This window comes from Microbispora sp. KK1-11 (genome assembly GCF_006874435.1).
Lineage (GTDB): Bacteria > Actinomycetota > Actinomycetes > Streptosporangiales > Streptosporangiaceae > Microbispora > Microbispora catharanthi.
In genome coordinates, this window is sequence record NZ_VIRJ01000006.1 from 87,960 (window position 1) to 108,140 (window position 20,181).

Consider the following 20,181-nt stretch of genomic DNA (forward strand, 5'->3'; position numbering starts at 1 on the left):
GCTCCTTCAGGTCGGGGGGTTGGATCAGCACCGTGCGGAGGTCGTTCGGTCTGCCGTGGCGGCGACCGGGCACGCAGATGCCGGAAGGCAGGAGGGTTTGCCGGTCTCCTTCTCCTCTCGCTTGCCGGTGGGTCCCTGACCCGGCGTCGCGGTGACGCGGGGACGTGGCGACACGGTCAGGGCGGTTCGGGCCGTCGCAGGCGTGCGGCATCGCCGTTCGTCGAGCTGTCGGCGGGTGATCACGCGGAGCCCGTCGTCACGGGCGCCGGGGATCGATCGCGTGCAGCGGTCGCCGGCCGTCCGTCGGGACGGCGACCGAAATGAGGGTGTGTCTTCCCGGTCTCAGGCCGGGGCGCCGCCATGCCGGCGACGCCCGGCGGTGGCACCGCCGGGGCGTGGTCCGGCATGTCCGAGCCACAGGTCCGCCGGAGCGTGGGAGGGCGGGCCGTGCGGGGCGGATGTCGGCAGTGGGGGGTGTCGCCGAAGCACCGCTGAGCCTTTCGGAGAGTCGCGGATGGTTGCGTGAGCGGGCGGGTGGACGAGGGCCTGGTGATGCCCAGGAGACGGATCGGACTGTGCCAGTCCAGGGACGTCAAGTGGGCGGTTTGGGCTCAACGTAGCAGCCTCACCACACTTCATCCAGTCCTGTGACAAAGTTCTCTTGCTTACACTCTGACTTCTTGACTTTTTGGCAGAACTATCGCCTACTTCCATCGAAAGCTTGCATCAACGGCGTCGAAAGCCTCGCCGGGGCCGACGCCGGTCACAGAGTTGCCGTTCGCCTCACGGCAGTGAGGCGTCATGACCGGAATGGGGAACCATGACCGAGGTAGGCAGGGGTACGACGCGAGGCCTGTTCTCCCGGCGCGCCTTCACCACGGCCGCGACGGCCGCCGCGTTCGCACCGCTGGTCGGGGCGGGCGAGGCCAGCGCGGCGCCGTCCGACAAGGTCACCGGCAAGCCCGACAGAGGCGACGTCCGCCGCATGACCCTCTATGCGGAGAAGCTGCCGAACAATCTGCTGGGATACGGCCTGGAGCCCGGCAAGGCCACGATCCCCGGTCCGCTCATCGAGATGGTCGAGGGCGAGACCCTCGAGATCGAGCTGGTGAACAACACCGACGTCACCGCCAGCCTGCACGTACACGGCGTGGACTACGAGATCACCAGCGACGGCACGAGAATGAGCGACAGCGTGGTGGAGCCGGGAGGTCGGCGCACCTACGTCTGGCGTACCCACGCGCCGGGCCGCCGCCCGGGCGGCACCATCGAGCCCGGCAGCGCCGGCTACTGGCACTACCACGACCACGTCGTCGGGACCGACCACGGCACCGGCGGCATCAAGAGAGGGCTCTACGGCGCGCTGGTGGTCCGCCGGAAGGGCGACATCCTGCCGGACAAGCAGTTCGTCGTCTTCTTCAACGACATGACGATCAACAACGCCAAGGCCGGCGAGGCGCCGCACTTCATGGCGAAGATCGGCGAGCGCGTGGAGTTCATCGTGGTCACCCACGGGGACTTCTTCCACACGTGGCACCTGCACGGCCACAGGTGGGCCGACAACCGCACCGGCATGCTGGACAACCCGCAGGACCAGACCCGGATCATCGACACCAAGATCACCGGACCGGCCGAGTCGTTCGGCTTCCAGGTGATCGCCGGGGAGCGCGTCGGGCCCGGCGCCTGGATGTACCACTGCCACGTCCAGAGCCACTCGGACATGGGGATGGCCGGAGTGTTCATGGTGGCCGACGAGAACGGGAACGTCCCCGGCCACGACATGGGCGGCATGAGCATGGGCACCGGCTCGGACATGAGCACCATGCCGCACTGATCCCCGCACTGATCCCGCCCGGGGTACGGACCGGCGAAGGTCAGTAGGGTGCGCCCATGACCAGCGACATACGCGGGCGTGAACGGGCGGTCGTCACCGCCGCGCCCGAATCGCAGGCGGCTCTCGACTACTACCTGATCATGCCGACGGCGGGCGCGGGCGAAGCCCCGGCCGAGGGAATCGTCGTCGAGGAGTTCGCGCTCACCGGCGACTTCAGGACCGTCGGCCTGGACACCGCCGGGTGGACCGCGGCCGACGGCGTCTGGTGGAGCTCCGCGGCTTTCGGGCGTGCGATGCGTGAGGATCCCGCCCTGCGCGCCCGGGCCCGCGCGGTGAGCCGCCTCGATGCCGAGGCCGCGTACCGCGATCTCGGCGGGGGCGAACTGCCCGGCGAGACGCGGCTGCGGGCTCTGTTCCGCGACCACCAGCCTCTGCCGGACGCGCCTCCCCTGCGTCTCGGCCCGCCCCGGGTCCCCGACGGGTTCCACGACACGCGGGTCTACCGCCTCCTGTTCGCCGGTGAGCCGCGCCTTCCCCGCCTCGCGGACGTGGTGACGCTCGCCGGGGAGGCCGATGACCCGCGGACCCGGGTCATCGGCTCGGGCGAACTACGCACGGACCCGGACGTCTTCACCTGGCAGGTACGCCGGATCGGGCCCGGTGTCGCCTGCTGCCTCGACCTCACGGCCCATCTGGGGACCGCGTCGGGCCAGGCCCTCGGGCCGCTGCTGCGGCGGTTGACGACGGCGATGCGCCACGCGGGGCCGGTCCCCGTGACCGTCGAGCGGTTCTCCTGAGCCGATGACGGCCCTTCGCGTACGCGCGATTCAGCGGCGCGCGGCCTCTGCGCCGACGTCGGTGGAGTCGGTGGAGAAGGCGAGTTCCCGTCGCGCCTCCAGTTCCGCGAGCCGTTCGGTGAGTGCCCGGTGGATGTGGGTGTAGGAGTCGCTGCCCAGGGCGACCCGTACGGGCGCGGGGTCCAGGTCCGCACAGCCGGCAATCGCCGCGGCCGTCTTCGCGAGGTCGCCGAGGGACGGCAGCGCCGGGTTGCGGATGCCTCGGGTAAGCGCGGCCGGGCTGTCGTCGTAGGCGCTCATCGGCGTGGCGAGCCTTGAGCTCCCGTCGCGGAACCGCGTGCGGACGCTGCCCGGCTCGACGATGGTCACGCCGATGCCGAACGGGGCGACGTCCTTGGCCGTCGACTCCATGAACCCCTCGATGCCCCACTTGCTCGCGTGATACAGGGACGCGCCCGCGTTAGTGGCCTGACCGCCGTACGTGGAGAGCTGGATGAGGCGGCCGCCGCCCTGGCGGCGCAGGTGCGGCAGCGCGGCGCGGACCACCCGGATCGAGCCGAGCAGGTTCGTGTCGATCTGGTGGACGATCTGCTCGTCGGTGAGCTCCTCGGCCGCGCCGAACAGACCGTACCCGGCGTTGTTGACGACCACGTCGATCCTGCCGAGGTCGGCGAACGCCCGGTCCACGACCTCCCGGATCGCGGGGCCGTCGGTCAGGTCGAGGTGGGCGAGCCACAGCCGGTCGCCGTACTCCGCCTTCAGGTCGTCCATCGCCTCCATCCGCCGGACCGTCCCGGCGACGCGGTCGCCGCGCCGGAGGAGCCGTTCCGTCATCTCCCGGCCGAAGCCGCTGCTCACTCCGGTGATCAGCCATGTGCGTGCGTCCATCGTCGAATCCCTTCTGGGGCTAGCTAACTCGTTAGTTAGCATACGCTCCTGATCTAACCGGTTAGTTAACGCTAGGATGGCGCCGTGGCAACGGGTAACGCTGAGGCGACCAAGGCACGCATCCTCGAAGCGGCGCGGGATGAGTTCGCCGCTCACGGCATCGCCGGGGCGCGCGTCGACCGCATCGCCAAGGCGGCCGGCTGCAACAAGAACCTGCTCTACATCTACTTCCAGAGCAAGGAGACCCTGTTCGCCACCGTCCTGGAGCAGAACCTGCGACGGGTCTACGACGAGTTGCCGTTCACGCCGGACGACCTGCCCGGGTATGCGGCGCGGGTCTTCGACTTCGCGATGGCCCATCCCGGCCTGATGCGGCTCATGGCATGGGCGGGCCTGGAGCAGGAGACCGGCGAGGTCGCCCTGCGCAACGCGGCGCAGAGCGCGAAGGTGTCGGCCATGGAGGCGGCGCGGGAAGCGGACGGGGCGCGCTTCGCGCCGGAATTCCTGCTGACGGCCATCCTGGCGCTCGCCACCGCCTGGTCGGCGGCGAGCCCCTTCGGCCCGAGGCTCAGCCCCGGACTGGCCGCCGACCCCGCCACGCTGCGGACCCAGATTGCCGACGCCGTGGCGGCGATCGCCGCCGCCAGGACCGGCCCCTGATCGGACGGCGCCGCCCCAGGGAGGCGGAACCACCGGCATCGCAGAGCCGTACGACTCCGTTCCAGGATCGGTCAGCGACTCTTTGTAACGCCGCGGCACGTCGCCACGACATCCGGATGAGCGTCGACATCGCGTACCTCCTCCCGACAAGCGGCCACGGGGACGGACACATGGAACTGCGCCATTTCCGGTACTTCGTGGCGGTCGCCGAGTGCGGCGGCTTCACCCGGGCCGCCGCCCGCCTGCACGTGTCGCAGCCGACGCTCAGCCAGCAGATCCGGGACCTGGAACGCCAGGTGGGCACCCCACTGCTGGTCCGCGACCCGTCCGGGGCCCGGCTCACCCCCGCCGGGGCCGCCTTCTACGAGCGGATCCGCGGCGTGCTGCACGCCGTGGACGAGGCGGCCTCGACCGCCAGATACGTGGCCGGCCTGCGGGAGGGCACGCTGCGGGTGGGCGTGGCGCTGCCGATGCCGCGTGGGATCCACCTCACCGTGCTCACCGCGTTCGCCGACGCCTACCCGGAGGTGAAGGTGAGCCCCCGGCAACTCAGCCTGGTCGACTTCGACCGGCCGCTGATCGACAGCGAGATCGACGTGGCGCTGATGTTCATGCCGGTGGACCAGGAACACCTCGTCTGGGAGCCGGTGCTCACCGAACCGCGCGGGCTCGCCGTGTCCGCCGGGCACGACCTGTGGGACATGGACGCCGTCCACTTCACGGACGTGCTCGGCCAGGCCTTCGCCCTGGTGCACGCCGAGGTCCCGACCCGCATGGTGCGCTGGTGGACCATGGACGAGCAGCGCAACGACGAGCCGCCCCGACACCGCGGCGCGCCCGGCGCCACCCCCGAGGAACTGCTGCTCAGCGTGCGCCTGAACCGGGTGGTGTGCCCGGGCCCGTACAACTTCAGGGACACCGCGCTGCCGACGGGCCTGCGGATGATCGAGCTCACCGGCCTGCCGCCGGCGACGGTCGTCGCGGCCCGCCGGCGCGAGGACCGGGGCGGACTCGCCGAGGCGTTCTGCTCGCTCGCGGCCCGCACCGTCCGCGGGCTGGCCCGTTCCGCCCCGGGTAGGGTGCCCGCCTCCTCCGAGCTGGGCGGCGAGCTGCGGGCATAGCCCTCGCCTATACCCCATAGGCAGCCCGTCTTCGACTTCGCCATCACCCCCGGCCGATCCTTGCTCATGAGCCGGGGCTCGAAAGGCCCGTCGATCACACTCGTCTGGGGGGAGTGCAATGGATGCGCTCGCGCTGGCCGCGGCCTCCGCGTTGGTAAGCGTGCTGGCGACCGAGGGGTGGCAGGACGGCCGCAGGGCCGTCGTCGCGCTGTGGCGGCGCGCCCGCCCGGAGCAGGCGCCGGCGGTCGAGGCCGACCTCGATGAGGCCCGTACGGAACTGCTGGCCGCCCGGGAGGCGGGAGACGAGCAGGCCGAAGAGGCCCTGGTGGTGGAGTGGCGGCAACGCCTGCGCCGGCTGGCGGCCGCCGACCCCGAGGCCGCCCGGGAGCTGCGCCGGATCGTGGACGAGGAGCTCACCCCGCTGCTGCCCCCGGCCGGACGGGGGATCACCGTCGACCAGAACGCCACGGTCTCCGGCATCGGCTCGGTGAACCAGGCGGGCCGCGACATCCGGATCAGCCGGGGGTGAGCCAGGAGACGGACACCGGCCCTGACGAGGTGCGGCAGGAGGCGCGCGTTTTCGGCCTGGGCTGGATCCTCCAGGCCGGCCGCGACCTGATCATCCATCTGGCCGTCGACTTCACGCCCCTGGTCCTCGCCGTCGCCGCGGCCGCCCTCATCGCCGGCGGCGGCTGGGCCACGGTGCACTGGCTGATCCCGGCCCTGTCCCCCGCGTACAAGACCCAGTTCCTCATCGACGCCAGCGCGGACGCCACCGACATCGCCGGGGCGCTGCGGACCGCCGTGGCCAACTCCGGAGACGACGACGCGCTGGGCCTGCGCAGCTTCGGCGGCGAGTGCGGCCGGGACGGCAACACCACGCGGCTGGTGGACTTCGGCACCGGCAACCGGAGCCGGATCGCCGACGCGGCGGGCCGGGCGCCTGCGGGCGGCAGGCCGACGCTGGTGAAGGGCATCGTCGAGGCGGCCGGCGACTTCTCCGGGTTCTGGCCGCTGCGCGCCACCCAGGTCAACCGGGTCGTCGTCGTCACCCGGCACGGCGTGGACGCCTGCGACGCCGAGTACGCCGAGGACGAGATCCGGCAGCGGATCGCCTCGGCCGGGCTGAAAATCCAGTTCCGGCTGGTCGGCTACCGGGTGCCGGAGGACCAGCGGGACCGGCTCAGCCGGATCGCCTCGGCCGCCGGCGCGCCGGAGCCGGTCTTCACCGAGACCCCGCAGCAGCTGCGGACGGCCCTCGACTGGCTCACCAACACCGAACCGGTGCGGACGAACGCCTACGAGGTGATCCGCATCCTCGACCCCACCGCGAAGCGGGTCGACGCGGCGGTGAAGGCGATCGGCGCCGGCCGGCTCGACGTGGCCGAGCGCGAGCTCGACCGGGCCGGGACGGGCGACGCCGACGCGCAGCTCACGGTGCTCGCCGACCGGGCGAGGACCCCTGCCACCCGGGACATCCACCGCAGGGCCGTCGGCCTGCGTGACCTGCAGAAGGAGCTGGTCCCCGCCGCCAGGGACCTGCTCGACGCCGCCCGGTCGAGGGCCGTCGCGCCCACGGACTACACCGCGATCGCCGACCGCTACAACCACGAGGTGGACGCCATGAACAGGGCACTCGCCGCGCTCCGGCTCACTCTGCCGAAGGCCCCGCGGTGACGGGGCCGCGCAGGAGGGGCCGTCGCGTGGTGGCGGTGCTGCTCACCGTCGCCGTTGTGGTCGCCGGCGCCGGCGCCTACGTCTGGTTCGTGCTGGTTCCCGACTACCGCACCACGTTCCTGGTGGACGCCTCGGCCGGTCCGGCCGGCCGGTTCGGCGCGATCGCCGCCGCCGTGGGCTCGGCGGCCCGCAACTCCGGAGACGGCGACGCGCTCTCGGTGCGCCGGTTCGGCGGCACGTGCGGCACCACCGGCACCACGGCTGAGGTCGTGCCCGCCGGCCGGGGCCAGGGCGACCGGATCGCCACCGCGGCGCGCACCCTCACCCCGTCCGGCGCGGCGACCCTGGGGGACGGCGTCCTCGCGGCGATCGACGACTTCTCCGGCCTGTATCCGTTCCGCGGCAAGAAGGTCAACCGGATCGTCGTGGTGACCGGCCACGGCGAGGACGCATGTGTCAAGGACCAGGGCGCACTGCGGAAAACCATTCAGGACAGGATCGCCGCCGCCGGGCTGACCCTGGAGTTCCGGTTCGTCGGCTACCAGGTGCCCAAGAAACGGCAGGGCGGCCTGAGGCAGCTGGCCGCCGCCATCGGAGCACCCGAACCCCGGTTCGCCACGTCGGCCGACGATCTCACCACGCTGCTGCACAAGGTGACCGTTCCCGGTCCGGACGGTGCCAGCCACGTGACGGTCCCGGATGACACCCCGGCCTCCGAGCCGAGCAAGGACGGGAAGCAGTATGACTTCTCCGTCCTGATGCTCACCGGGTGGGGTGTGAAGGTGTCGGGCGCTCCGGTGAGCTGCGCCGCGGAGACCAACGAGACCTCCACGGACGGACGGCAGTGCCGGTTCACGTTGGCCGAGGGGCAGCGGATCCGGCTCACCGCCACGATCCACGGCCCGGACCCCAATCCGATGCGGGCCCAGAACAATCCCCACTACCGGCCGATGAACACCCCCTACTGGTACGGCTGTGACGAGGGACCGAGATCGCGGACCTGCACCGTGACCATGGACGGCGAGCGCGTTTCCAAGCCGGTCGACACCTCCGCGAAGACCCCCGCCACGTCCCGGGTGGCCTGCGTGGCCACGGAGGATCCGGCGGGGGGCGGGGTCGGCATGGTCACCTGCGCGATGCTCACCGGCGCGTCGCCGCCGCCGATGCCGCGGATCACCTATGCCGACGGCTCGGTGGACGCTCCGCCCGGCTGAGGCCCTCTGAGCCGGGCCGCCGAAGCCCGGCTTCGCCTCCCCCGGACCAGCGCGGGCTCGGCACTGCCCTTGAGCCTGTCGGCGGCCTTCGCGATGCCGGGCAGGGCATTGGCGAGGACGACCGGTCAGGCCAGTGGGAGCCGGACGACGAAGGCCGCACCGCCGGCCGATGACCGTTCCACGTGCACCTCGCCCTCGTGGCCGTACGCGATGTTGCGCACGATGGCCAGGCCGAGGCCGGTCCCGCCGCGGTCGCGGGAGCGGGCGGCGTCGAGGCGTGTGAAGCGATCGAAGATGCGTTCCCGATCCTCCTTCCCGATTCCGTCGCCGTCGTCGGCCACGACGAGCTCCGCCGCACGAGCCGTACGCCGGACCTGGACGATGACAACCGTCTTGGCGTGCCGCTGCGCGTTGTCGAGCAGTTCGGACAGCATTCGCCGGAGCCGCGCCTCCAGACCGCGCACCAGAACCCCGGGAACGGCCTGCACCTTCACGTCGAGCCTGTCGGTGCGCCGGGCCAGCTCGCTCTGCACGAGATCGCCGAGGTCCACCAGGGCCGGCTCGGCCGGCTGCGCGGCGGCCTGAAGCTGGGCCAGCAGGTGGAGGTCGTCGACCAGCGCGTGCAGCCGTTCCACGTCGTTGAGCGCCCGTTCGAGGAGGTCGTCTATGTCGATCTCGCCGGGATGCAGCCGGGCCTCCTCCAGCTGTGCCCGCAGCCCCGCGATCGGGGTGCGCAGTTCGTGCGACACGTCGGCCTCGAATCGCCGCTGCCAGTCGATGGCCCGATACAGCTTGCCGCACATGCTGTCGATGCCGTGCTTGATGCTGCGCTCCAGCTCGTCGAGTTCGCCGAGACATTCACGGAGGTGGCGGAGCGATGTCACGTCTCCGAGATGCCCCGACCCGTCCGGGATGATTCCCATGGAGACCTAAAATGAGCACATACGCCTTGTTTTCCGCTCGAAATACACGTGTTTTCCTTCGCGCTCAAACGTGCGCAACCAGCCGGCGACTCCGCGCACCCGGCTCACGATGCCGTCCGCAAGGTCGGTGGGCCCGCGGTCGGCAGAAGAATGGCCGGATGCGGTTCCGACATGTCCGGCGACGGAAGACATCAGTAGCGGAAGTGGTTCCTGTGAGCTCTCGAAAAGCGCCGATCGTTAAACCCGTAGAACTGGTAGCCCGGCGCGTGTCCTCGGAATATGGACCTCGCCGGCATTCGGCCTCGCTCGTGTGGAGCTGTCCATGGCATCGCGGCGCGGGAGCCTCACCGCCGGAGAACGCCGCGTGCCGGACGAGACCGTGAGTCGCCGCCTTGCGGGCCCGCCATCGCGCTCGGGGTGATCGCGGATGACCCTTGGCGGAGCGCTTCAGCCCCGAACACGATGATGGCCTGCGCACGGTGACCTGCATCGATCCCTCGCATGTCCGCCCCGACGACCGGCCGGGCGCTCTGGGGCGGGCAGGTGACCGTCCTGGAGCCCGGGAGCGGGCGGCCGCTTGAGCCGCACCACCCGGTGAGGCCCTCTTGAGGCCCGGCCGTCTCGTTCCTGCTCATATGCTCGCCGCCTGCGCTGATCTGCTCGGAACCACAATCGACCGGCGACAACGCCTCCGTTTGTTCCGTCGCTCCGGCGTCCCGCGAAGCCATGTGCCTCCCGGGCCACTGCCGAAACAGGATTGACCGGCCGGGACCGGTGACGAAGGATTATTGCCATGACGCTTCCCCGGCGCCCAATTCGGCGCTCTCCGTATGCGCTGGTGAAGCTGGTCGTGGTGACCCTCTTATTGGGCGCCGCGATCGGAGCGGGCGTTTTCTTGGCGCTGGCGCTGATGTGGCGTGCGCTGTGGGGCGAGGCGCCCGTATTTTTGCCGGGCTAGCCGTACACGGTCAGATCGGCTGACAGGAACGACGCGTTCGAACTCCCTGACACGAGCAGCCTTAGAGGTGCGCCAGCAGCCCGTCCAGCGGCCGGGGCACGCGATCGAGCTCCAGTGCCGCCACGAGCGGGCGTGCGTAGCGGATCTTGCGGCCGCTGCCTGCTCCCATGAACCGGCGCAACTGGTCGTGGGTGCTGCGCCCGCGCCATGTGGGTTGCTTCTGGAGGGTGCGAAACGAGCCGAGCTCGCCCTCGGCGTCTACGACGCGTTCAACCGTGGCGGTGCCGAGGGCGCGGATCAGCTCGTCTTCCAGATCGGCCACGCACACGAAGAAGCCGAGCGCCTCCAGATCGCGTCTGGTGAGATCGGATCCAAGGCCGGCCCGCTCGAGCCCCCTCCGGAAGGCGCCTTCTTCGCCCGCGTCACACAGACCGGCCAGCCGGAGATCGCGACCGTGAGGGCCGAACTCGCCGCTGTACGCCCCGATGTTCGTGGCACCGCCCATCGCCACAACGGAGATGCCTTCGGCCGCCAGGTTTCGGCCGCGGCGCTCGGCCAACGCCTTGATGGCCGACGCATCGCTGATCCCCTCGACCAGGACCACGGTGTGGGTATGGTTCACGGGCTCAGCCTCGCACCGAATCCGGCGAGGTTCGTACCCGTTTTTCGCATAGGCGGCAGTCACGATTGACGGGAGCAAGGGTCTGGACCCGAGCGCCGCGTCGTCGCTATCGCGGGGTCAGCACACAGAACTCGTGGCCGTCGGGATCGGCCATGACCACCCAGCCGACCTCGCCCTGACCGATGTCGATGCGGGTCGCTCCGAGGGAGACGAGACGGTCGACCTCCGCTTGCTGATCACCGTCGGCGGGTGGAGCGAGGTCGAAATGCAACCGCTCCTTCCCGGTCTTCGGCATCAGTGGTGGGCCGCCCCAAGTGATTTTCGGACCGCCGTGCGGCGAGCGAATCGCGGTCTCCTGGTCCTGATCCCAGACCAACGGCCAGCCCAGCGCTTTGCTCCAGAAGTACCCGACTTCCTGCGAACCGTCGCACGCCAGCGCTCCGATGAATCCGCAGTCGGCGAGGAATTGGTTGTCCGGCCCGATGACGCAGAACTCGTTGCCCTCGGGGTCGGCGAGCACGACGTGATCCTCCTCCGGGCGTTGACCGACGTCGATGTGCCGGGCACCGAGCCCGAGCGCCCTCGCCACCGTCTGCTGCTGGTCCTCAAGGGACGTGCTGGTCAGATCGAAGTGCATCTGGTTCTGGCCGGTCTTCTGCTCCTTACTTGGAAGAAACCGGATCCGGAACCCGGTGTCATCGCTTGGCAGGAGCGTGAGGCCGTCCTGGGGATCGTCGGTCATCTCCCAGCCGAGGACGGCCGCCCAGAAGCGCGCGAGACGGAGCGGGTCGTGCGCGTCGAAGCAGAGCGCGACGAGGTGACATGTCATTCCGCTCCGCACCTCCATTCGGGGATACAAAACCGCAGACAGGGCACGTCCTCCGCGCCCATGGGGGAATCAACGCTAGGCGCTCGGATGCCCGCCACGCGAACCAATTTCGGCAGGCTTGCCGGCAAGCGTGGAAGGGAGCTCGCGGCATCGACATGACGAGCCGATGGGCCGGCTGGGCTACGACGGCCGGCCTCCGAGCGGGCTCGTACGGGTGCGGAAGCCCGAGCACAAAGCTCAGAGGGGCGGAAGGTGAACGAGCCGGCCTGTAGGCCGGGTTCTGTGATCAGCCCTGAGGGCTGACCGGCGGCCATCCATCTAGGACCGCCGTTGCCGGCGGCCTCAAGCGGTCTACCCGCGCGGCTCGGGCGGGCAGCCCTCGAACGTCGCGCGCGGGACGTTCCGGAGAACGTCCCTTCTTGACCTTGCTCCGGGTGGGGTTTACCGAGCCGCCCACGTCACCGTGGGCGCTGGTGGTCTCTTACACCACCGTTTCACCCTTACCCCCGCGAAGGGGGCGGTCTGTTTTCTGTGGCACTGTCCCGCGGGTCACCCCGGGTCGGCGTTACCGACCACCCTGCCCTGTGGAGCCCGGACCTTCCTCGGCAGGGCCGTGAGGCCCTGACGCGGCCGCCCGGCCGGCTCGTCCACCGTGAATGTAAGCCTAGCGGCTTCCGCGTCATTCCCCGGACCGGCCGGGGATCATGTGAAGACTCTCTGAGTTCTCCCGCCCGCGGGACCGCGAGAAGAGACCGGCGCAGGTCGGAAGCGACCCGCTCACAGGAACCGCACAGATCCTCTCAGGGGTCACGCAGACCGGTGGGCGAGCCTGCTCACGCAGCCGCGGCGGTGCCGGAGGCGCCGGGCTGGGGCTGGCCATCGTCCGGTCGATCGTCACCGCGCACGGAGGCAGGGTGGAGCTGCGGACACGGCCCGGCGCCGGGGCCGCCTTCCGCGTCGTCCTGCCCCGCGAGGGACTCCCGTCGCACGGCCGGACCGGGCCGGACACTCCCTAGCTCCGCGTGACGTCCTTGACGAACACGATCCCGTCGTACGCGGCGAGGTGGGCCGGGTCCAGCGCGGCGTAGCCGAACCAGGGGGACTCGCGGGGGGCGGGCCGCGCGTCGCCCAGGGCGGCGGCCAGGTGGCGGGCGTCGACGACGTGGCGGTCCTCGGGGAGCGTGTACAGGAGCCCTTCGAGCGTGTCCGGGGGCGGTGCGTCCACTCCCTGGTGCCGGATCGTGCCGACAGCCGTGGCCAGGAAGGCGTATCCCTCACCCAGGTGGGCGCTCGCGATCGCCCCAGAGCTCCACCACTCGAACGGCATGCCGCCCAGCCGCATCGTGCTCTTGTCCCGCTGGAAATGCGCGTTGTGGGCATGGACCAGCGCCGGGCCCCGCTCGGCGACGGCGAGGAGGTTGGCGGCGATCATCGAACTCCGCAGGCCCAGCAGCCGCGGCATGCGGCCCGGTGACGTGTCGGCCATCCAGTGGTGGTAGCGCAGCAGGCCGGTGGCGGCGCGTCCGTACAGGCGCGCCCGGTCCCACTCGTCCGGTGTGGACGTCGCGAGCAGGCGCGGCGTCTCCGCGTCGAGCAGCGCCACGAGATCGTCGGCGAGCAGCCGCAGTTCTCCGGCCTCGGCCGACCTCCCCACAGATCGGGACGGGTCCATCATCGTGGCGGGATCGGCCCAGCGGTCGTCGGCGCCGAGCAGGTGGTCGAGCGTCTCCGCATCGCAGGGGAGCAGGTTCGCGTCCACCCGGGCCGCGAGGTAGCCGTGGAGAGCGGTGAGGGCCTGCCGGGGGCTCGCGGCGTGGCTGATCTCCAGCGGGCCGTCGACGCCGGCGAAGCGGAGCCGCTCGGCCGCGGGCCGGCCCTCGTTGTACGCGCGCATCCAGCGCACGAGCTCGTGGTTGGCCGAAAACGCACCCCACCCGTGGCTGATGCCGCGCTCCATGACCTCGTCGAGGGTGCCCGTGCCGGAGGTGACGTAGTCGTCCACGACCAGGCCCATCAGGCAGTCGCTCTCGAGCGCGATCGTCCGGTAGCCCTCCTGCTCGACGAGCTGCCGGAACAGCTCGTTGCGCAGGTCCAGCAGTTCGTTGTCGCCGTGGGTGGGCTCGCCCAGGGCGAGCACCCGCGGCCGGGCCGGGAGCAGCCTCATGACGGAGGCGGCGTCGACGGGATAAGCGGTCTTCACGATGCCGGAATCCATACCTTCAACGGTATCGTTGAACTTTTACGTGGAGACTTGCCCGCCGAATCGCCAGAACCATGGGGAGAACCCTCAACTGACGACTTCAAGCGCCCTGGCGTGCGGGCACGGCTTGTCCGGACCGGAAAACGCCGACGCCGCGGGGGCACGGCTGAGCGTGCGGCCCCGCGGCGTGTCGCCTCTGTGGGAGCGGCGTCAGGAAAGAGCGGCGTCAGGAAAGGTGGGCGGTGTCGTTGAGCGCCCGTACGACGGCGGGCCCGTCGGCGTAGTAGTCGATCGCCGACAGGCAGGCCAGGTCGAGGTGCATCCGATAGAGGGCCTCCGGCGGAGCGCCCAGCGCGAAGCGGACGAGCATCTTGATCGGGGTCACGTGGGAGACCACGACGACGCTGCGGCCTTCGTGGGCCTTCACGATGCGGTCCCTCGCCTGCTCGACCCTCCGGGCGGTCGACGCGAAGCTCTCCCCGCCGGGCGGCGCGACGTCGGGGTCGGCCAGCCAGGCCGCCAGTTCGCGGGGCCAGCGCTGCTGGATCTCCGCGAACGTGTGTCCCTCCCACTCGCCGAAGTCGGTCTCGCGGAGGTCGTCGTCGACCAGCACCGCCAGGCCCGTCCGGGCGGCCACCGTCTCCGCCGTCTGCCGGGCGCGCGTGAGCGGGGAGGCGACGATCACCTCGACCTCGTACGGCTGCCGCGACAGGCGCAGGGCGGCGGCCTCGGCCTGCGCGAGCCCGGTGTGCGTGAGCGACGGGTCGCCCAGCCCGGAGAACCGCTTCTCCACCGACAGCGGCGTCTGCCCGTGCCTGAGCAGGAGCAGGGACGTGGCGACGCGCGTGGCCCGGGGCATCCACCCGTGCCCGCGCCTGTCGTGGGACGTGGCGGTTCCCGCCGCCGCGCCCGCACGCCCATCGGCGGTCTCCTCGTCGATCGCACCGGTCGCAGCGGTGTCCACACGGGCCGCGGCCGGAGCCTGGGCGACGGGAGCAGGCGCGACGGAAGCGTCGTCGAACAGCGAGGGCGCGTCGGTGTTGGGCGGCTCCGCGCCCGGCTCGACGACGGGGACGGACTCCGGCGCGGAGGTGATCGCGCTCGCCTGCCAGGTCTCCCCCCGGGCCGCCGCGTCCATCGCCTCGTTGGCGAGCCGGTCGGCGTGGCTGTTGCGCTCGCGCGGAATCCACGTCCAGGTGATTCGGAACCGGCGGGCCAGGCCCGCCGCCTCCAGGGCGAGCGGCCGCAGGCCCTCGTGCTTGACCTTCCACCGGCCGGCCATCTGCTCGATGACCAGCTTGGAGTCCATCCGCACCTCGACCTGCCCGCCCTCCGCGCCGAGCGCGAGCAGCGCACGGAGCCCGGCGATCAGGCCGCGGTATTCGGCCACGTTGTTGGTCGCGGTGCCGATCGATTCGGCGGCCTCGGCGAGCACCCGTCCGGCGTCGTCCTTGACCACCGCGCCGTACCCGGCGGGGCCCGGGTTGCCCCGCGACCCGCCGTCGGCCTCGACGATGAACCCCACGGCGTCCGTCACAGACCCGACTCGGCCGTACGGACCAGGATGCGGCGGCACTCCTCGCAGCGGACCACCTCGTCGTGGGCGGCGGCCCGGATCCGGTTGAGGTCGGCGATCGACAGGCTCGTGCGGCAGCCGAGGCACCGGCCGCCGTGCAGCATGGCGGCGCCGACCCCGCTCTGCTCGCGCATCTTCTCGTACAGCGCGAGCAGGTCGGCGGGAACGTCGGCGGTGATCGCGGACCGGCCGGAGGTCAGCTCGCCGGCCTCCTTGTCGATCTCCGCGAACGCCGCGTCCCTGCGGTCCTCGGCGGCGCGCAGCGTGCCGGTCACCTCTTCGCGCTCCGACTTGAGCGTGGTGACCCGCGCGTCGGCCGCCTCCCGGCGCTCCATGATCTCCAGCACGACCTCTTCCAGGTCCGACTGCCTGCGCCGCAGGGAGACGATCTCGGACTGGAGGCTCGCCAGGTCCTTGGGCGAGGAGACCTGCCCGGAGTCGAGGCGCTTCTGGTCGCGCTCGACCCGGACGCGTACGGCGTCCACGTCCGACTCGGCCTTGGCCTGGTCGCGGGCGAGGTCGCCGGCCTCGGTCTCGGCGGCGATGATCTGCGTGGAGACCTGGGCCAGCCTCTTGGACAGCTCGTCGATCTCGGCGAGCTCCGGCAGGCTGCGGCGGCGGTGCCGCAACCGGTCGAGACCGGTGTCGAGCTCAGCGAGATCGAGCAGACGCTTCTGTGCTTCCGGTGCGGCCTTCATCCCAAATCCCTCAAGATGCTCGGGGGTCCAAGTCGGTGGTCGTCGCCGTCCAGGCGTCCGTGACGGCGTCCGAGACGCGCGTCTCAACAGTAATGCCCCTGGCCGCCAACGCTGACGTCAGACGCCGGGCTGCGTCCGCCAGCCACGGCCACTCGGTGGCCCAGTGGGAGGCGTCGACCAGCGCCGGCCCGTCCGCCTCCATGTGCTCACTCGCCGGATGGTGCCGCAGATCGGCCGTCAGGAACACGTCCACGCCCGCGGCCCTGGCCGTGCCCAGCAGGGAGTCGCCCGCGCCGCCGCAGACGGCGACGGTCCGCACCGGCCGGCCGGGGTCGCCCGCGACCCGCAACGGCCCCGCCGTAGGGGGCAGGCCCGAGGCGGCCAGCGCCGCGAACTCCCGCAGCGGCATCGGCGCGGGCAGGTCCCCGATCCGGCCGAGCCCGCGACGCGGGTCGTCGGCGGAGGGCTGGAGGGGCCGCAGGTCCCCCGTCAGGCCGACGGCCCGCGCGAGCGCGTCGGAGACCCCGGGGTCGGCGACGTCGGCGTTGGTGTGCGCGGCGTAGAGCGCGGCGCCGCCGCGGATGAGCCGGTGGACGACCCGGCCTTTGAAGGTGGTGGCGGCCACGCTCGTGGTGCCGCGCAGGTAGAGCGGGTGGTGGGTGACGACGAGGTCGGCCCCCCAGCCGAGGGCCTCGTCCACGACCACGGCGACCGGGTCGACCGCGAACAGGACCTTCCGTACGGCCTGCTCCGGGTCGCCGCAGACGAGACCCACCGCGTCCCAGGACTCGGCCCACGAGGGGTCGTACAGCGCCTCCAGGCACTCGACCACCCCGGCGAGGGTGCAGGAGATCGATTCCACCCGCGCACACTACAGCCTGCTGGCGCAACGACCCGGGAAGAGTAACGTCCCCATTGACGCCCCGCCGCCAGGAAGGATCCCCAGCGTGCCCGTCGACAGCGTGCCCGTCGATCAGCAGAGCCTGCACGTCAGGTCCGTGGTCGCCGACACCCACAACGACCTGCTCATGGCCGTCTCCGCCCGGCCGCCCGCGATATGGGCCTCGTTCTTCCGCGAGCGGTGGCTCCCCCAGCTCGTCGAGGGCGGGGTCGACGTGCAGGTGCTGCCCGTGTTCGTGGAGAGTCGGTTCCGCCCGGAGGGCGCGCTGCGCCAGACCCTGCGGATGATCGAGTGCGCCCACGTGCTGGCCGAGGGCAACCCCGGCGCGGTGGCGCTGTGCCACGACGGGCAGCAGATCGACGAGGCCCTCGCCCTCGGCAGGATCGCCCTCGTACTCGCCCTGGAGAGCATGCCGGGGATCGACGAGAGCGTCGAGCTGATCCCGACCCTGCACCGCCTCGGGGTCCGCGTCGCCTCGATCGCCCACTGGGGCCGTACGGCTCTCGCCGACGGCAGCGGCCAGGACGGCACCGGCTCCAGGCTCACCAGCCACGGTGTCGAGGCGCTGCGCGAGATGGAGCGGCTCGGCATGCTCTTCGACATCTCCCACCTGGGCGCCACGGGCGTCGCGCACGTGCTGGAGATCGCGACCCGGCCCGTCATCGCGACCCACTCCTCCGCGCGCGCCCTGCGCGACCACCACAGGAACCTCACCGACGAGCAGCTCAGGGGCGTCGCCGCGGGCGGCGGCGTCGTCTGCGTGAACTTCCTCGCCGCCTTCCTCACCGAGGACGCCCGCTCGGCCACGATCGACCACCTCGTGGACCACGTCGAGCACGTCGCGGGCGTCGCCGGCATCGACCACGTGGGCCTCGGCCCCGACTTCATGCGCGAGGTGAACGAGGACCTCACCCCGCCGTGCTGCGAGGGTTTCAGCTACTCCGGGATCGACTCCAACGCCGCCATCCCAGGACTGGAGGGCCCGCGCGGCCTGCCGCTGGTGACCGACGCGCTGGTCAAGCGGGGTTTCTCCGACGAGGAGATCCAGAAGATCCTGGGCGCCAACGTGATGCGCCTGTTCCGCGCGGAGCTGGGCCGCCCCGCTCATGACCCCGCTCATGACCCCGCTCATGGCCCGGCCCGGGAACGGCCCGAGCCGGAACGGCCGCGGCCGTGAACCTGGAGGCCATGCTGGCCGACCTCGAGGAGCTGGTGCTCTGCGAGTCGTACTCCACCGACCACGAGGCGGTGGCGCGCAGCGCCCGCGTCGTGGGGGCGCTGGGCCGCAGGCTGCTGGGGGCCGAGCCGGAGACTCTGGTGATCGACGGGGTCACCCATCTGCGCTGGTCGTTCGGCCCGCCGCGGGTCCTGCTGCTGGGCCACCACGACACGGTCTGGCCGGTCGGCACGCTGCGCGAGCATCCCTGGTCGGTGCGCGACGGGGTGGCGCGGGGGCCGGGCGTGTTCGACATGAAGGCCGGCCTCGTGCAGCTGTTCCACGCGGTCGCCTCGCTGCCGTCCCCCGACGGGCTGACCGTGCTCGTCGTCGGGGACGAGGAGCTCGGCTCACCGACCTCCCGCCCGCTCATCGAGTCGATCGCGTCGCGCTGCGCCGCCGCGTTCGTGCTGGAGGCCAGCGCGGACGGCGGCGCGCTGAAGACGGCGCGCAAGGGCATCTCGCGCTATGAGCTGACCGTGCACGGCCGGGCCGCGCACGCCGGCCTCGAACCCGAGCTGGGGGCCAACGCCGGCGTCGAGCTGGCCCACCAGGTGCTGGCCATCGCGGGCATCGCCGCCCAGGTCGAGTCGTCGTCCAGGGCGGGGGCGACGTCGGTGACCCCCACCATGCTGACCGCGGGGACGAGCACCAACACGGTGCCGGCCCGCGGCCGGGTGGCGGTCGACGTCCGCGTGCCCGACCGGGCGGCGCAGCGCCGGGTGGACGAGCTGATGCGCGCGCTGGCCCCGCGCACCCCGGGCGTCCGGCTGGAGCTGCGCGGCGGGCCGAACCGCCCGCCCCTCGACCCCGCCGCGTCCGCCGGGCTTTTCGAGGTCGCCGTACGGCTCGCCGCCGAGCTGGGCATGGCGCCGCTGCGCGGGGTGTCGGTCGGCGGCGGCTCGGACGGCAACTTCAGCGCGGGCGTCGGCTGCCCGACGCTCGACGGCCTGGGCGCGGTGGGAGGCGGCGCGCACGCCGCCGAGGAGCACGTCCTGGTCGCCGAGATGCCGGTCCGCGCCCGTCTGGTCGCGGCGCTGGCCGCGTACGTGCTGGCGGGCGGGCCGATCACCGGCGGCGCCGATGCCGCGCCGCGGGACATGAGGCAGGTCGCCGGGGAGACCGCGTGAACCCGTGCGCCCCCGCCGCGAGGGATCAGGCGGCCGGGGCCGCCGCGCGGCGCGGCCTGCGGATCGCCGAGCTGCGCACGCTCGCCGAGTTCGAGCGGGTGGTCCGGCTTTTCGACGGCATCTGGCGTCCTGAGCCGTGGAACCCTCCGATCACGGCGGAGCTCATGCGGGCGCTGACCCACGCGGGCGGGTACGTCGCCGGGGCGTTCGACGGCCCGGAACTCGTCGGGGCCGCCGTCGCCTTCCTCGCGGCGCCCGCGGGGCAGGCGCTGCACTCGCACGTGACCGGCGCCGTGCGGCCCGGCGCCGGATTCGCGCTCAAGCTGCACCAGCGGGCCTGGGCCCTGGAGCGCGGGCTGAGCAGGATCACCTGGACCTTCGATCCCCTCGTGCGCCGCAACGCCCACTTCAACCTGGCCAAGCTGGCCGCCCTGCCGGAGGAGTACCTGCCCGACTTCTACGGCCCGATGGGCGACGCGGTCAACGCCGGCGACGAGTCCGACCGCGTCCTCGCGGTGTGGCGGCTGGACGACCCGCGGGTGGCGCGGGCCTGCGACGGCCTGCCCCACCGGCCCCCGGGGGCGGACGGCGCGGTGGCCGTGCTCGCCGAGCGGGACGGGCGCCCGGAGTCCCTGCGCGCGGACGGCCCGGCCGTGCTCGTCGCCGTGCCCGCGGACGTGGAGACCCTGCGCCGCGCCGCCCCGGACACGGCCAAGGCCTGGCGGCACGCCGTACGCGAGGTGCTGGGCGGGCTGATGGCGCAGGGCCGTCCGGTGACGGGCTTCGCCGGCGGCTGCTACGTCGTCGAACGGCGTTTCCCCGCCCCCGGGTGAGACGGCGGCGTGACCTGGCGGCGTGACCGGGCGCTGGGTACGGGGCCGGAATGGGTAGGGACCGGACAGCGGCGTCCCGGCCACGGCGGCGATCACCGGCAGAG

Annotated in this window: 19 protein-coding genes, 1 other RNA gene and 1 pseudogene; 12 read left to right on the plus strand and 9 right to left on the minus strand. The window is 72.0% G+C overall.

What is annotated here, in order from left to right; genetic code table 11:
* Window positions 1-820: 820 nt before the first annotated feature.
* Window positions 821-1,834, plus strand: coding sequence for a multicopper oxidase domain-containing protein (locus tag FLW16_RS11320; RefSeq protein WP_142559958.1), 1,014 nt, complete (start codon window positions 821-823; stop codon window positions 1,832-1,834).
* 56 nt (window positions 1,835-1,890) lie between these two features.
* On the plus strand, window positions 1,891-2,631 hold the full coding sequence (locus FLW16_RS11325; RefSeq protein ID WP_142559959.1) for a hypothetical protein: 741 nt from the start codon (window positions 1,891-1,893) through the stop codon (window positions 2,629-2,631).
* A 30-nt stretch (window positions 2,632-2,661) separates the two neighbouring features.
* On the opposite strand, the gene FLW16_RS11330 is transcribed toward FLW16_RS11325, so the two are convergent.
* Window positions 2,662-3,519, minus strand: a complete 858-nt coding sequence (locus tag FLW16_RS11330; protein WP_142559960.1) for an SDR family oxidoreductase — start codon at window positions 3,517-3,519, stop codon at window positions 2,662-2,664.
* 84 nt (window positions 3,520-3,603) lie between these two features.
* Here FLW16_RS11330 and FLW16_RS11335 point away from each other — a divergent pair, with 84 nt between their 5' ends.
* The 5 genes from FLW16_RS11335 (at window position 3,604) to FLW16_RS11355 (ending at window position 8,191) form a co-directional block, all read left to right on the plus strand.
* Window positions 3,604-4,179, plus strand: coding sequence for a TetR family transcriptional regulator (locus tag FLW16_RS11335; RefSeq protein ID WP_142559961.1), 576 nt, complete (start codon window positions 3,604-3,606; stop codon window positions 4,177-4,179).
* Window positions 4,180-4,349: 170 nt separating this feature from the next.
* Window positions 4,350-5,300: a LysR family transcriptional regulator gene (locus FLW16_RS11340; RefSeq protein ID WP_142559962.1), complete on the plus strand. Its 951-nt coding sequence runs from the start codon at window positions 4,350-4,352 to the stop codon at window positions 5,298-5,300.
* 118 nt (window positions 5,301-5,418) lie between these two features.
* Complete coding sequence (locus tag FLW16_RS11345) at window positions 5,419-5,829, plus strand: hypothetical protein (protein ID WP_142559963.1); 411 nt, start codon at window positions 5,419-5,421, stop codon at window positions 5,827-5,829.
* A complete protein-coding gene (locus FLW16_RS11350; protein ID WP_142559964.1) occupies window positions 5,826-6,977 on the plus strand; it encodes a VWA domain-containing protein in 1,152 nt (383 codons plus the stop codon). The genes FLW16_RS11345 and FLW16_RS11350 overlap by 4 nt, the downstream gene beginning before the upstream one ends.
* Window positions 6,978-7,003: 26 nt before the next feature.
* Window positions 7,004-8,191, plus strand: a complete 1,188-nt coding sequence (locus tag FLW16_RS11355) for a hypothetical protein (RefSeq protein ID WP_142559965.1) — start codon at window positions 7,004-7,006, stop codon at window positions 8,189-8,191.
* Between the two features lie 125 nt (window positions 8,192-8,316).
* Here the strand turns inward: FLW16_RS11355 and FLW16_RS11360 are convergent, their stop codons facing one another.
* Window positions 8,317-9,114, minus strand: a complete 798-nt coding sequence (locus FLW16_RS11360) for a cell wall metabolism sensor histidine kinase WalK (RefSeq protein WP_142559966.1) — start codon at window positions 9,112-9,114, stop codon at window positions 8,317-8,319.
* A 793-nt stretch (window positions 9,115-9,907) separates the two neighbouring features.
* On the opposite strand from FLW16_RS11360, the gene FLW16_RS43590 reads away from it, so the two are divergent.
* A complete protein-coding gene (locus FLW16_RS43590) occupies window positions 9,908-10,072 on the plus strand; it encodes a hypothetical protein (protein WP_185949366.1) in 165 nt (54 codons plus the stop codon).
* A gap of 61 nt (window positions 10,073-10,133) precedes the next feature.
* On the opposite strand, the gene FLW16_RS11365 is transcribed toward FLW16_RS43590, so the two are convergent.
* The 3 genes from FLW16_RS11365 to rnpB form a co-directional block, all read right to left on the minus strand.
* The gene (locus FLW16_RS11365) at window positions 10,134-10,694 is read right to left on the minus strand and encodes a TOPRIM nucleotidyl transferase/hydrolase domain-containing protein (RefSeq protein WP_142559967.1); all 561 of its coding nucleotides are present in this window, start codon (window positions 10,692-10,694) and stop codon (window positions 10,134-10,136) included.
* Between the two features lie 106 nt (window positions 10,695-10,800).
* On the minus strand, window positions 10,801-11,541 hold the full coding sequence (locus tag FLW16_RS11370) for a VOC family protein (protein WP_260615168.1): 741 nt from the start codon (window positions 11,539-11,541) through the stop codon (window positions 10,801-10,803).
* Between the two features lie 235 nt (window positions 11,542-11,776).
* An RNA gene (rnpB, locus tag FLW16_RS11375) (RNase P RNA component class A) lies at window positions 11,777-12,169 on the minus strand.
* Between the two features lie 187 nt (window positions 12,170-12,356).
* Here rnpB and FLW16_RS11380 point away from each other — a divergent pair.
* Window positions 12,357-12,539 (plus strand): annotated as a pseudogene (locus tag FLW16_RS11380) (ATP-binding protein); the annotation flags it as partial.
* Here the strand turns inward: FLW16_RS11380 and FLW16_RS11385 are convergent.
* The 4 genes from FLW16_RS11385 to FLW16_RS11400 form a co-directional block, all read right to left on the minus strand.
* Window positions 12,536-13,738 carry an erythromycin esterase family protein gene (locus FLW16_RS11385; RefSeq protein WP_142559968.1) on the minus strand — a complete coding sequence of 401 codons (1,203 nt, stop codon included), beginning with the start codon at window positions 13,736-13,738 and terminating at the stop codon, window positions 12,536-12,538. The pseudogene FLW16_RS11380 and the gene FLW16_RS11385 overlap by 4 nt on opposite strands.
* 211 nt (window positions 13,739-13,949) lie before the next feature.
* Window positions 13,950-15,260, minus strand: a complete 1,311-nt coding sequence (locus FLW16_RS11390) for a bifunctional RNase H/acid phosphatase (protein WP_221891022.1) — start codon at window positions 15,258-15,260, stop codon at window positions 13,950-13,952.
* Window positions 15,257-15,997, minus strand: coding sequence for a zinc ribbon domain-containing protein (locus FLW16_RS11395; RefSeq protein ID WP_142559969.1), 741 nt, complete (start codon window positions 15,995-15,997; stop codon window positions 15,257-15,259). The genes FLW16_RS11390 and FLW16_RS11395 overlap by 4 nt, the downstream gene beginning before the upstream one ends.
* A 10-nt stretch (window positions 15,998-16,007) precedes the next feature.
* Complete coding sequence (locus FLW16_RS11400) at window positions 16,008-16,859, minus strand: Nif3-like dinuclear metal center hexameric protein (RefSeq protein WP_142559970.1); 852 nt, start codon at window positions 16,857-16,859, stop codon at window positions 16,008-16,010.
* Between the two features lie 85 nt (window positions 16,860-16,944).
* Between FLW16_RS11400 and FLW16_RS11405 the strand changes: the two genes are divergently transcribed.
* From FLW16_RS11405 to FLW16_RS11415, 3 genes are read left to right on the plus strand one after another with little or no spacing between them, the layout of a single operon-like run.
* Window positions 16,945-18,075, plus strand: coding sequence for a dipeptidase (locus FLW16_RS11405; protein ID WP_260615169.1), 1,131 nt, complete (start codon window positions 16,945-16,947; stop codon window positions 18,073-18,075).
* 11 nt (window positions 18,076-18,086) lie between these two features.
* The gene (locus tag FLW16_RS11410) at window positions 18,087-19,244 is read left to right on the plus strand and encodes a M20/M25/M40 family metallo-hydrolase (RefSeq protein WP_142559971.1); all 1,158 of its coding nucleotides are present in this window, start codon (window positions 18,087-18,089) and stop codon (window positions 19,242-19,244) included.
* A complete protein-coding gene (locus tag FLW16_RS11415; RefSeq protein ID WP_142559972.1) occupies window positions 19,241-20,077 on the plus strand; it encodes a GNAT family N-acetyltransferase in 837 nt (278 codons plus the stop codon). Before FLW16_RS11410 ends, FLW16_RS11415 begins: the two co-directional genes overlap by 4 nt.
* Window positions 20,078-20,181 lie beyond the last annotated feature (104 nt).